Here is a 12,907-nt window from a genome sequence, read left to right as displayed (position 1 = left end):
CGTGGATCGAAACATCAACTACACCAACGTCTGCACCGCTGTGTGTGACTTCTGTGCGTTTTATCGCGGACCGAAAAGTGACGAAGGGTACGTGCTGCCTCGCGAAGTCTTGCTGCAGAAAATCCAAGAGACGGTCGACTTGGGCGGCAACCAGATCTTGCTGCAAGGCGGACTGCATCCGAAGTACAAACTCGATTGGTACGAGGAGATGCTGCGAGACATCAAGGCTCGCTTTCCCGAGGTCAATGTCCATGGATTCTCACCACCGGAACTGCATCACTTCACCAAGGTCAACAAACTTCCGCTCCGAGAGGTTCTATCGCGATTGAAAGACGCGGGACTGGGCAGCGTACCGGGCGGAGGCGCTGAAATCTTGACCGACCGCGTTCGCAACGAGATCACTCGCGGCAAAGTCATGACGGACGATTGGTTGAACGTCATGCGGGTCTGGCACGAACTCGGCGGGATCAGTTCCAGCACGATGATGTTCGGGCATGTGGAAACACTCGACGAACGAATCGAGCACCTCGATCGTTTGCGAAGTCTGCAAGACGAAACCGACGGCTTCACCGCGTTCATCTGTTGGACGTTCCAACCTGACAACACCGAGATGTCCGATGTCCGGCCGACCGGTTCCTTCGAATATCTGAAAATGTTGGCCGTCTCGAGATTGTTCCTCGACAACATCCCGAACATTCAAAGTAGTTGGGTCACGCAAGGTCTGAAGATTGGGCAAATGGCGTTGATGTTCGGTGCCAATGACATGGGCAGCCTGATGATCGAAGAAAACGTCGTTGCAGAGGCCGGAACGGTGCACTATTTGTCCCTGCAACAGATTCGCGAAGCGATTCAAGAACTCGGCTTCATCCCTCGCCAGCGTGACGTGCACTACAACTTGGTCGACGAAGATTTGGAAGCCAAAGCCATCCAGGCAAACGGGGAACAATCGGCAAGAGAGTTGGTCCAATTGGCGGTTTGACCGAAGTCCGGTAGTCTTTTCAAAAGTGGTGCGGAAGTTGCCCTGCCTCGGTGCAACGTCCAACTGAAACGACCGACTATCGCCAACCGAATCTCACGCATGCGTTTCCCGCGATCCTCCGGCATTCTTTGCCACATCACCAGTTTGCCATCGGAACTCGGCATTGGTGATCTAGGTGCCTCAGCGTACGAGATGGTTGATTTCTTGCATGCGGCGGGTCAATCGATCTGGCAAATCCTGCCGCTCAGTCCTCCCGCCTACGGCAACTCGCCCTACAGTGCGTACTCCGCATTTGGGGGCAACGCTTTGTTAATCAGCTTGGAATCGCTAGTCGACGAAGGCTTGTTGAGCGAATCAGACTTGGAAGGTTTCGTTCCCGGCGACCCGGCTTTTGTGGACTACGACGCGGCTGGCAAGTTCAAGCATCCGCGACTCAAACTCGCCTACGAGCGTTTCCTCGCCAACCCGCCGCGGGAATTGAAAATTGCGTTTGAGTTTTTCTTGGACAGCAACGATTGGTGGCTCGACGAGTTTTCACTGTTTGAAGTTCTGCTGAACAAGTACCAGGAATCGCATTGGTCGAAGTGGCCCGATCCACTCAGCCGTCGCGACCCAGAGGCACTCGGACAAATCCGCCAGGAGATGGCTCGTGAGATCGACTACTCCCGGTTTCAGCAATTCCTGTTTGATCGGCAATGGAACCGACTGAAGGCGTACGCGAACGAACGACATGTCCAACTTTGTGGCGACATGCCGATCTTCGTTGCTTACGAAAGCGCCGATGTTTGGGGCAACCAAGACATGTTCGCCCTCAATGAGGACGGGACGCCCAAGTTGGTTGCCGGTGTGCCACCGGACTACTTCAGCGAAACCGGGCAACTGTGGGGCAACCCGCAATATGATTGGGACGCACTGGAAAAAGCCAACTACGCGTGGTGGACGGCCCGATTCCGTCGCGCGTTGGAACAATTTGATTTGTTACGCGTTGACCACTTCCGTGGCTTTGAGGCGTACTGGGAAGTTCCCTACGGAGCCGAAACCGCGATCGAAGGTCAGTGGCGAACCGGTCCCGGCGCCAAACCTTTCGACGCTGCTGCGAAAGAACTCGGTGAACTCCCCTTCATCGCAGAAGACTTGGGGATGATCACGGACGCCGTTCACGAATTGCGGGAAGAACTTGGCTTTCCCGGCATGCGAGTGCTCCAGTTCGGATTCTCGACCATGGAAGATGACTTCCATCGCCCATCGACCTATCCCGAATCGTGTGTCGCTTACACTGGCACCCACGACAACGACACCGTCATGGGCTGGTACCACTTGCGGAAACCACCGGAAAACAGTCCCGACCCGCTCGATGAAGTCGTGACCAGCGACGTCGACGTGAACTGGCAATTGATCGACGCCGTCATGTCGTCCGCCGCAGAAATCGCGATCGTTCCGATTCAAGACGTATTGGGGCTCGGCAACGAAGCCCGGATGAATATTCCCGGCGTGGCCAGCGGCAACTGGGCCTGGCGATTGTCACCGCAAGCGTTAACGCAGGCGCATGCCGATCGTCTTGCATCCCTGTGTCACGAACGAGGCCGGCTGACTCACGAAGTCCCCAGCGTTGGCTAATCAACCCCGCTGCGTTCCAGTGAACACCAACATCGTTCACACGCAAATGAATGCGTCGCCAACCAGCATTCCGAAGCCACCCCACGGAATGAGGTCGTGCAGTTGATCGAGGCCGCGTTTGAGCGGGTTTCAGCCTTTGAGCACCTCTCCCGAAACGAAGTTTGGGGGGATGGGGGGACAATTGTTCTCCTCTGAGCCACTCGCAACTGTAGCTGGCTGGGGCCCCCAGCCAGCCGAGCATGAACTCAGCACAGCGATCCTCCCTGTCAGACGCTTCTTTTCGCGAATTTCACATTTTTCGCGCGCCATGTGGGCTTCTCACCCCACTGTCTTCCTGAACACGCGATGATCAGGGGTGGCGAAATCGGCTTCCGAAGCGTGATCGCTGCAGCCCCGTGGCTCTTGCCGAGCCCTTGCTGCCTTGCTTCTCAGACGGAAAGGAATTGGATCCATCATGCCAAGTGGGAACATCACCATCGAACCGGCGAAACCGATTCCGCCGCCTGTCGAGCCGCAAGTTCGAAAATCTCCAGCGCGTGATCGATCCGTCGACACCGCGACGGCTGTCCGCTGGGATGACCTCAACCCCACCGATGCCGACCTGATTGACGCCTGGGTCACCGATGAATGCCTCGAAGCACTCGACACCCTGGTCCGGCGTTACGCCCAAATGGTTCTTAGCGTCTGCATGCGACGGTGTCACGACCGAGCCGATGCCGACGACGCCATGCAAACCACATTCTTGTACCTCGCCCAATCCGCGAAAAAGATTCGACACCCCGAACGGTTGGCCGGTTGGCTGCACCGTGTCGCCCAACGCGCCAGCCTCGCGACCATGATGTCTCCCGAACGCACTCACCAGGATCTATCGGACGTTCCCACCGAGCCGGTCGATCCGTTGGAACGTTTGACGCTTCGACACCAAGCCATCGTGCTGGACGAGGAGCTTTCCGAGCTGCCCGACAAGTACCGATCCGCGATCGTGTTGCATCACCAGCAAGGCATCACGGTCACCGAAACAGCCAAACGGATGGGCACCACCGAAGGCACCGTGCGTGGTTGGCTGGCTCGTGGCAAACAACGCCTCGCCCGACGACTTCGGCTCCGCGGCGTCGCCCCCATGGCGGCTTGGGCCGCAGCCCATGCATGGAGCGCATCCGAAGCAATGGCCGCTCAGTCCGCTTTCGAACTCACCAGCCCACCGACCACGCCGATTTCCGCCAATGATCCCGGCGGCTCCCCCAGCGCAGATCTTGGCAAATCCCATTGGGCCAAAGCTCCGTCGCCCTCCCACTTCTCTGCTCTTGAATCTCATCTGACACAAGGAGTCACCACCATGCCTGTCGTCACCATTCTCGGCTCCACTGCCGCAGCCGGACTCGCTTTGCTGGTCGCTTTCGCGGTCCCCGCTGGAAAGGACAAAACAGGACAAACCGCCAGCGTCCTGTCTTTCGCCAACGCGGACGAAGATTCGCCCCCCGTGCTCGCACAGTTCGCGCAAGGCGACACGTCTCCCACGCCCATTCCTACACTTCCTCCTCCACCAGCATCGCCAGGGGCTCCCTTGCAGTCACGCCCCGCTCTGCCAACCCCGCCCACTCCTCCAGTTCCACCAATCGCGGTTCCCCCCGCAGAATCTTCCACTGCCGTGGCCAAACGGGTCTCGCAATTGCTTGATCAACCGACGTCATTGGAGTTCGAAACCAATGTCCGCTCGCTTCCGGAAACTCTGCAACAGGCCATTGGAATCCCGGTCCTACTGGACGAGCAAGCCATGACACTTGGGCAGATGGACGTCGACAGTCTCCACGTGCAATTTGTATCAAAGGGCGAACAACCCCTTCGCACGCACTTGCGAAAAGCCCTCGAACGCGAAGGCTTGAAAGCAACAGTCGATGACGACGGCCTCTTGATCACCGCTGACATGACCGTGTTGACTCGCAGAGGAATTTCGACCGACCGATGGTTGGACATGACGTCCGAGGAAGAGACGAAACTCGAGGAACTCATGGACCGAAAGGTTTCCTACAACTTTGTGAAGACACCACTGAACGATGTCGTACGCGCGATGTCCGAGGACACCAACTTCCCAATATTCCTCGACAAATTTGCGTTGGAGGCAAACGGGCTCTCAAACGACGTCCCCGTGGACATCGCCATACAATCGGTCTCCTTTCGGTCTTTCCTAAGCTTGATGCTGCGTCCGCTCGGACTCACTTACCAATACAAGGATGAGGTCCTGCAGATCACCACATTGGAAGCCGGTGATGCCAGCCTTCGGCAGCGATTGTATTTTCTGGAGGGTACCGGTCTTCCTCGAGGAGGCGATTTTAGCACGATCGAAATGATCACTTCCACCATTGAGCCGGACGCTTGGGAGCAACTCGGTGGCTACTCCACCATCAGCTCCGTCAACCACTCACGCGAAGGTCGGCCCGCTTTGCTGGTCAGCACCACCGACGAAGTCCACAAAGAGATCGAAGATTTGATGCGTGCCCTTCGCGAAACACACACGGGTGAAGACCCTCGTTTGTCTGACGAAGAATTTCAGCAACAACAGAAGAAAAGACTGCAACCAATCGGAGCGGGAATGATGGGCGGTGGTGGCGGAGGCGGTGGTGGAGGATTCTTCTGAGTCGAATGGCGTCAGTGCACAGCGTCGTCTAAGCTTCGACGATCCTCGAAGCAGGCCAGACCGACCAACGGAAGTTCCGGCAACAGTGTAGAACAATTGTCCCCAATTGTTCCGTCCTCCAGCTTTCAAACGCCAGCCAGCGTCACCTCCCAACCAACGTTCGCACCGTTTAAGTCACGGCTGAAGGCGAATCACCCCAACCACGCGAACAGTTGAGACAACTGTTCTACTCTTCAGCGTGTCTCGGTGGGGGATCACCGAGCTACAGGTTGTCTCATCGTGAGCCGGACCGATCAACGGGTGTTTCGACAGTCAAACCACTCAACGCATCAATCCGCGACCGGCAATTCACCCGCTTCGTTTATTTGCATCAGAAACTCGAGCAAGTCCGCGACCTCTTGCGGCGTCATTGCAGACAACAAACCAGCCGGCATCAAAGATTGTTGGTTGGGCTTTGAGACTTCGATGTCCTCTGCCGGAAGCGTCATTTGAGTTCCATCGGCTTGCTGCACAACGACGACGTCATTGTCTTCACGAAGGATTCGGCCGGCGACCAAATCGCCGTCGACTGTCAACAATGTGTGACTCTGCCATTCAGGTTCGATCTTCGCACTCGGGTCAATGATTCCTCGCAGGACTTCTGCCCGCGTTCGACGTTTGCTGATTCCGGCCAGCGACGGGCCAACCTCTTTGCCCAATCCGCCGATGCGGTGGCATTGTCGACACTGGGACGCAGAGGATTCGTAGAACCACTGCAAACCGCGTTGAGCGTCGCCATCGAGAGCCAACAACGCGTCTTCATCGGGTGATTCGCCCACCAACAACGTTCGTTGGCTGGGATCAATCCATGGCTGCAACAAACCCAGCACCACCGGCGGATGAGTGACGCCTTCTTGGTTCAGAATGCCGACGACCGTCTTCTTTGCCTTCTCGGGTGATTGCCGCGAGAGTTCACTCCACAACGACATCGCCTGCCGCGTTTCACTGGCGGGTTTCGCTGAAACGGCTGGTTCTATCAACGGCTTGTTGGACGACATCGATTCCACCCAATCCCAAAGCATCCTTGCACCGTCCAAATCCACTGCAGAGCAACCCACACGAGGCATCTTGCCCGGACCGCCGGTCGCGACTCGGTAAACCAAGGCCGATTGTTCGGGGTGTCCCGGATCAACCACCAGCGTGTTCGCTCCCAAGCCGAAATCCCCTTGAGCCGCTGGCACGCCGATCAATGCAGTTTGATCCAACGGTTTGATATGCCTCAGGTCCATCTTCGATGTCGCACCGCCAGCCGGACGATGGCAGTGCGCGCAGTTGGAATGCAGGTACGAACGAGCCCTCTGCTTGAGCGGTTGAGACTCATCTGCCGGGTCCACCATTTCATGACCGCGTTTCGCTTTGGCTTGGACCAAGTAGCCGGCTTCAGCCAATTCCGACCAAGATCCCGGACCAGTCTCATCACGCAGATTTTCAGGCACCAACGAAGCCGCCCCTGGGTTGGCAACGTTGTGACAGGTGATGCAAACATCGCGAGCATAGAAACGGTGTTCCCAATCGCGTGGTCCCCAAATCGGATCGTCTACCCGAAAGGTTTGGGTCGCTCCCATCGCAGGAACCAACGTCGCATCGGTTTGTGTATCGTTCCATGCGAATGTGGTTGGGTTCCAGTTCAAACCATCAAACGACAGCAACTGTGTTTCCAGCCGGATCGCCTTCGGCTTCCCATCCGAATCCAACACGTCTCGGATCAACGTGTTCGCAAACACGGTCCCCGGCACATAGCGTTTTCGCATCGGATGGATCGGTTCTTGACCGGGAACCCCGACGAACCGAAGTGTCCGAATGCCATCGCGAAACATCGTTGCGGCTGGTTGGTAAGCAACAACGCCCGGGTTCGGCACCAGGTTGGCTGTGTCCGCGAACAGACCGGTTTCGCTGAGATGTTGTGGAAAGGATTGTGAATCATCCACTGATTCGTTGGCAACCAACCGATACAGTCCGCCGGCGTAGTCGACCAGCAACACTTCTGAACTCGGCTCTGCCGCGCTGGACGCACGACTGCTGACGAAGAAATCAATGATCTTCAAACCTGTGCTGGCAATTTTTCGCGGCACCGGCGGTTGGCCCGTCTTGGATTTCGACTGCGTGTCGATCGACCAAACGTTCCCGTTCATGAAGCACCCGCACAAGTACTCATCCGCCAAGGATTCGCTCTCATTCAACGCAATCGCGTTTGGCGGAACAAACACGCCTCCCGTGATCGATTGCGATTCACTGCGAGGGAACACGACCTCGGGCAAAATCACTTTTCCCGGCCCAGGTGTCTGTTCCAGATCCACTGGATGAGGACCTTCGTAGAGACTCCAACCATGATTGCCACCGGGAACGATTCGGTGCAGCATCTCGCACTTTTCCCAGCCCACATCGGCCACCCAGAGTTCGTCGGTTGTGGGATCAAAGGCTGCGCGAAAACCATTGCGCAACCCAAACGCATAGATCTCGCCTCGAGCCCCTTGGACATCAACAAACGGATTGTCATCGGGAATCCGATAGGGCAACGTCGTTCCGTCGACCAACTCGCTGGTTTGATTCACATCGATTCGCAGCACACTGCCGCGAAGGTCGCCGATGTTCTGAGCGGCCTTATTGACGTCGGGCGGAAACGGCAGCGAACCATCACCCGTTGTGATGTACAGGTACCCGTCCGGACCAAAGTTGAGGGATGCCCCGATGTGGTCACCCGACGGGTAGGACAACAAATCCAGTCGCGAATCGGGAGCAATTTGTGGCGTGGCGATTTCCGACGAATCGCCGCTCGCCGCCTCGTCGGGCTGTTGCTTGGATGGCAACTCCATTTGAAAACGTGAAATCCGGGTGCCGCCTTCGACGTCGTGCGGGCGGATCGACCAAACGATGTACAGATAGCCGTTGTTCTCAAAATTCGGATGCAGCGTCAGATCTCTCGCCGCCGCAATCCGTTCCTCAGGGTTCACGTTTTGATTGGCAGCGTTGAGGTCCAGCGCCAAATCCATCGACTGCACATCCTCTCGGTTTTCGAACGTTGACACTTGTCCGTTCACTTGAAGCACGAGGCGTCGATTCGTGCCTGGCAAATCCATGGCGGTGATCGGCGACCGGAGCACCAAGTTCGGGTGCACACGTTCCACCTTCATCGGCAACGGTGGTTCGGGAGTGCCATGAAGTCGTGATTCGGTCCAGGCAGGGCGTTCGGCGGAGGAGTTTGCAACGCTGACCAATAGAAACAGCGTGGCGATCCATTGAGGCCGCAAGATTGCGCTCGTGAGGGACATGAATGAACAACCGTAGGAAGAGAAGTGGGGATGCAGCCCATCTTAACCCAACCGATGCACGAACCATCGCCTCCATGGACCTCCCCGGGTTGTGGATTTCATCGCATTGCGACACAATTTGAGAGGCCAGCGGATTTCGCCGCGGTCACCAATTGGCTCTTCCACACGCTCCATTCCCAAACGTGCACTGATCGATGGCTTTCTGGCGATCCAAAAAGAACGACTCGAGCGACGACTCCTCCACCTCTTCCTCGACATCGGCAGGAGAAGAAGCTTCCGGTGGCCTGTTTGGCAAAATGAAAACCGGCCTGCAGAAGACTCGCCGGGTGCTCGGAACGGACATTCGTGACCTGTTCAAAGCGGAAGGCCGCTTGGTCGACGAGGATTTTCTGGGTGAACTTTACGCTCGCTTGATCCGCACCGACATGGGCGCCGGTCCCGCCGGCCGAATTCGCGACCGCGTCGCCAAAGATTTTCGCGGCCGCGTCGTGCACCTGGAAGAAGTCGTCGAGACCATCACCGAAGACATTCGCGAACAACTCAAACAAGATCACGGCGAACTCGCGAAAGCGGACTCACCCCCAACAGTGATTTTGGTCGTTGGCGTCAACGGCAGCGGCAAAACCACGTCGATTGGAAAACTCTCGCATCACTTGGTCTCTCAAGGCAGCAAGATCGTGCTGGGGGCCGGTGATACGTTCCGTGCAGCGGCGGTCGAACAGCTAACCATTTGGTCAGAACGAATTGGTTGCGAAATCGTCACCGGCCCCAGCGGAGTGGACCCGGCCAGCGTCGCATACCAGACAACTGAAAAGGCGATCGAAATCGGTGCGGACTACGCGATCATCGACACCGCCGGCCGCTTGCAAACGCAGGGCAAGTTGATGCTGGAGTTGGAAAAGATCCGCCGCGTGATCGACAAAAAACTGCCCGGTGCACCACACGAAGTCCTGCTGGTTCTCGACGCGACCGCCGGTCAAAACGCCATCAGCCAAGCCAAAGGTTTTAGCGATGCCGCCGGTTGCACAGGCATCATCCTGTCCAAACTCGATGGTTCCGCGAAAGGCGGCGTTGTCCTGCCAATTCGTGAACAGTTTGAACTGCCGGTCAAATTCGTCGGGCTAGGTGAAGGCATCGAAGACATGACCAAGTTTGATCCCGACACGTTTGCCTCCGCACTGTTGGAGGCTTGATCGCGATGCTTCACCTGCAGTCCGAATCAACGAAACGTTGGCTGGAACAAGTCGACAACCATCTCGATGAATTGCTGCTCGATCACGCGCACTGCGAACGCAAGGCCGCGTCGACAGCGATGAACCTGATGAATGCCTACACCGAAAACCTCGACATCTGTCGTGAGATGGCAACGATCGTGGAAGAAGAACTGGAACACTTCTTCATGGTCGTTGATATTCTGAAACAACGAGACATCCCGTTCCGCCGAATCGCTCCCGGGCCTTATGGTCGCAAACTGACCGCGTTGATTCGTCAGAACGATCCCGCTCGGGCTGTCGATCGAATGCTGGTCGCTTCGTTGATCGAAGCGCGCAGTTGCGAACGATTCCGATTGCTGGCCGAACATGTTGCAGAACGCGAACCGGAATTGTCCGCGTTTTACGCTGGGTTGTTCGAAAGCGAAGCCCGCCATCACACGACGTATGTGAAACTAGCCGAGCATTTCGCTGATCGTGAATCGGTTCGTGAACGTCTCACGGAACTGTCCAAGTTGGAAAGTGAGATCATCGCTGAGGGCAGCGACCTGCCGCGGATGCACTCCTGAACGGATTGTTTCACGCCTCCAAACGGGCTGACTTCCCGCAATCAGCGAACCAACCCAACACACCCGCAAGTTTCACAGCCGCGGGTGTCTTTGACTCGGCAAACGGCAGCTTTTCTGGCACCTCGTTTGCAATCCTTGTCCTTCGCGGAAATGAGGAAACACTCTTCTTGCTGACGAGAGCCAGCCCGCATCCAAGATGGAACGGAATTGAGTCGGATGAACCGACTGACACCGTCAATCAATTGTCTGGTCGCGGAGACACAGTGATGAAATTCTTACAAACCCAAGTCACGTCTTACGCTGTTGCGTTCGCCTTGGCTTTGTTGGCCTCCAACATCGCCGCCGACGAAAACGTCCAAGCCCTCTCGTTTGACTTGCCACCAACCGCAGTCGCTCGCCCAGTCGATCTTTCGAATCGCCTGACACCGACCGTTCATGCCGGCGAGTCCATGCAAATCGAGTTGCGATTGTCGTCGATGGTGTCGGGCAGCAAATTGCCGACGATTGATCGCTGGATGATTCAAGTCGTTCCGCGATCCACCTCATGGCGAGTGCTGGACTATTCGCCTCGCACGGAAACGGGAACCGATTACGCCAGTCCCATCCAAGTCAAACGCTCCGACGAATCCACGCGTTCCATCGGGATCGCCGCCGACGGTGGTTACGGCCACTTGGCTTCGGCCCACCTGGGCGCCGACAACGGCGAAAAGCAATCCGAGGCGATTCAGTTTGACAGGCATGCTCCCTTGCATGCCGTTTCGGCTGCGGGAACCATTGAACGCGGTCGAGGTGTTTACTACAAACTCCGCTGGACATCTCAACAAGTTTTGGAAGGTGAGAAAGCCTTTCAGGTTGCCTTCGACGTGCCTCCCGGATTTCGCGCTGGCATGCTGGACGTCGTTGTGATGGCGTATGGCAAACCTGCGAGAACCAGCCCGATCAGTGGCGTCTGGTCAGAGATGCCACTGCTGGAAACCAGCTCGTCGTCCACGATGCTTGGCAAAGCCCACTTCACCGTCGCCGTTCACCGCGAAGGCGACGATGCTGCATGGAGTCTGGCTCGCCAATTGGCGTCCGCCGAAGCTCGGCTGCGACAGGTCGCTTCGGGACACCGTGCCGACACACCGATCCGATCGCTTCCAACTTTGATCCGACACGTGGCCGCCAAAATCGATGTGGACTCAGTCGACCTGCATGGTGATTGGGCCGAAAGATTGATCGCTGGCCAAGCCGATCCTTACATCGACCCAGTCATCCGAAAATTGCCAACCGACCTGCGAGTCGTCGCCCTGGACTACAACGACAGTCGCCGAGCGTTGTTGGCACTGAACGAAAAACGCTGAGTCGTTGCTTGGATCGAGCCGCCTTGGCTTCGCAAAGCCGCATTCACTCGAACTGCTAAGGCCTCTCGGGGCTTCCGTCCCGAGCTAAACACGACGGCCCCACCCGGGGCGAAACCCTGACGCCAGCCACCATCTACTTTTCCGATCCTTCCGAGGGAGAGTGATCGGAAACGCTTGGCGACACAGCACTCCAAAACGGCACGACGCTCCCGAAGGGAGCGGTGATTGAAAAGCTGCTTGGACTACCAAAGTCGAAAGAATGGTGGACGGCGAAGTCCACTGCCCCGTTTGCTAGCTCGTGGGGCGATGATATTCAATCGCTTCCGTGATCGCGTCGAGATCCACTGGCTTTCGAAACACATCACTGGCACCACTGGCAAGCAACCGATCTCGCGAATTGCTGGAGTAGACCCCGGTCACGATGAACACCGGAATGTGCATCAGCGCAGGATGAAAGCGAAACTCTGCTAACAGATCTTCACCGCTCTGATCGGCCATCATCAAGTCCAAAAGGATCGCGATGGGCTCAAATTCAAAGGCGAGTTGATAGCCCGCTCTGGCTTCTTGAGCACGGGCGACTTTGTAGCCTCGATTTTGAAGACTCAACTTCATGCTGTATGAAAAATCCGAGTCGTCATCGATGCACAGAACCCAATCGTCACACTTGGTGACTTTCCCATTCTTTGATCTCACCCGAGGGTGAGACAAAAACTTGGGTTCTCGAATCAATCTCCTAGACGAACGACGTGTGGTCGCTCCGTGCAATGGTTCGGTACTGGGGTTGATTGCGATGGTGTCTACTGCGGTCGTGTTCATTTACGATTCCAATCAAGTTGCGATGTTTTGTGACTTTGCACCGACTCGGTGCAAATGCTTCGAGGAATTTGCAATTGAATATGCTTCGTGGCATCATCATGAAACCACTAATGCTACAGGACTCGAAACCAAAGTCTCGACTCCGCGGCTTTCCCTCGACCTGGTTCCTCCAGGAGAGTTCAGCTTGTTACGGGCATCGCTTCCAACTGGAAGCCTGAATGGTTCTGGCAAGCCTGCACGGCATCGAGCAAAGCTTGCGTTTCAAATGGTTTGGACAGGAAGAACGCTGCACCCTGGTCGAGCATCAACGCGCAATCTCCTGGACTCGCCGACAACACGACAACCGGAATGGACGCGGTGGCGGCGTCCTCCTTCAACATCGTCAATGCTTCTTGTCCGCTAAGGATTGGCATGCGGAGATCGGAAGAG

At 56.6% G+C, this 12,907-nt stretch carries 9 protein-coding genes; 6 read left to right on the top strand and 3 right to left on the bottom strand.

Translation table 11 applies throughout. The annotated features are described in order from the left end of the window. The 3 genes from mqnC to ACF8AM_RS16990 all read left to right on the top strand — a co-directional run. On the top strand, positions 1 to 979 hold a 979-nt coding region (gene mqnC, locus ACF8AM_RS17000; RefSeq protein WP_392556784.1), incomplete at its 5' end, for a cyclic dehypoxanthinyl futalosine synthase. 99 nt (positions 980 to 1,078) lie between these two features. Continuing rightward, positions 1,079 to 2,596: a 4-alpha-glucanotransferase gene (gene malQ / locus ACF8AM_RS16995; RefSeq protein WP_392556783.1), complete on the top strand. Its 1,518-nt coding sequence runs from the start codon at positions 1,079 to 1,081 to the stop codon at positions 2,594 to 2,596. A gap of 454 nt (positions 2,597 to 3,050) precedes the next feature. Further along, entirely contained in the window at positions 3,051 to 5,231 is a 2,181-nt protein-coding gene (locus tag ACF8AM_RS16990) for an RNA polymerase sigma factor (protein WP_392556782.1), read from the top strand. 329 nt (positions 5,232 to 5,560) lie between these two features. Here the strand turns inward: ACF8AM_RS16990 and ACF8AM_RS16985 are convergent, their stop codons facing one another. Further along, positions 5,561 to 8,518: a PQQ-dependent sugar dehydrogenase gene (locus ACF8AM_RS16985; RefSeq protein WP_392556781.1), complete on the bottom strand. Its 2,958-nt coding sequence runs from the start codon at positions 8,516 to 8,518 to the stop codon at positions 5,561 to 5,563. 215 nt (positions 8,519 to 8,733) lie between these two features. Between ACF8AM_RS16985 and ftsY the strand changes: the two genes are divergently transcribed. Genes ftsY through ACF8AM_RS16970 form a run of 3 tightly spaced genes read left to right on the top strand, consistent with a single transcriptional unit; the run spans position 8,734 to position 11,662 of the window. Next, entirely contained in the window at positions 8,734 to 9,732 is a 999-nt protein-coding gene (ftsY, locus tag ACF8AM_RS16980; RefSeq protein WP_392556780.1) for a signal recognition particle-docking protein FtsY, read from the top strand. A 5-nt stretch (positions 9,733 to 9,737) separates the two neighbouring features. Beyond that, a complete protein-coding gene (locus ACF8AM_RS16975) occupies positions 9,738 to 10,319 on the top strand; it encodes a tRNA-(ms[2]io[6]A)-hydroxylase (RefSeq protein WP_392556779.1) in 582 nt (193 codons plus the stop codon). Positions 10,320 to 10,324: 5 nt separating this feature from the next. After that, on the top strand, positions 10,325 to 11,662 hold the full coding sequence (locus tag ACF8AM_RS16970) for a hypothetical protein (RefSeq protein ID WP_392556778.1): 1,338 nt from the start codon (positions 10,325 to 10,327) through the stop codon (positions 11,660 to 11,662). 291 nt (positions 11,663 to 11,953) lie between these two features. Here ACF8AM_RS16970 and ACF8AM_RS16965 read toward each other — a convergent pair whose 3' ends face one another. Together ACF8AM_RS16965 and ACF8AM_RS16960 are read right to left on the bottom strand one after the other, a co-directional pair. After that, positions 11,954 to 12,478 (bottom strand): two-component system response regulator, encoded by a 525-nt coding sequence (locus ACF8AM_RS16965; protein WP_392556777.1) that lies wholly within the window; start codon positions 12,476 to 12,478, stop codon positions 11,954 to 11,956. 179 nt (positions 12,479 to 12,657) lie between these two features. Then, positions 12,658 to 12,907 (bottom strand): response regulator (locus ACF8AM_RS16960; protein ID WP_392556776.1); only part of this gene is annotated, 250 nt, incomplete at its 5' end.

The organism is Rhodopirellula sp. JB055 (assembly GCF_043100905.1).
In the GTDB taxonomy this organism is placed as follows: Bacteria; Planctomycetota; Planctomycetia; order Pirellulales; family Pirellulaceae; genus Rhodopirellula.
Note: the sequence above shows the minus strand (reverse complement) of the source record. Positions and strands in the feature narration are given on the sequence as shown.

Excerpts from the sequence above, each read along its gene's own strand:
- ACF8AM_RS16965 (WP_392556777.1), bottom strand. The coding sequence starts at position 12,478 with ATGAACACGACCGCAGTAGACACCATCGCAATCAACCCCAGTACCGAA.
- ftsY (WP_392556780.1), top strand. The coding sequence starts at position 8,734 with ATGGCTTTCTGGCGATCCAAAAAGAACGACTCGAGCGACGACTCCTCC.
- ACF8AM_RS16990 (WP_392556782.1), top strand. The coding sequence starts at position 3,051 with ATGCCAAGTGGGAACATCACCATCGAACCGGCGAAACCGATTCCGCCG.
- ACF8AM_RS16975 (WP_392556779.1), top strand. The coding sequence starts at position 9,738 with ATGCTTCACCTGCAGTCCGAATCAACGAAACGTTGGCTGGAACAAGTC.
- malQ (WP_392556783.1), top strand. The coding sequence starts at position 1,079 with ATGCGTTTCCCGCGATCCTCCGGCATTCTTTGCCACATCACCAGTTTG.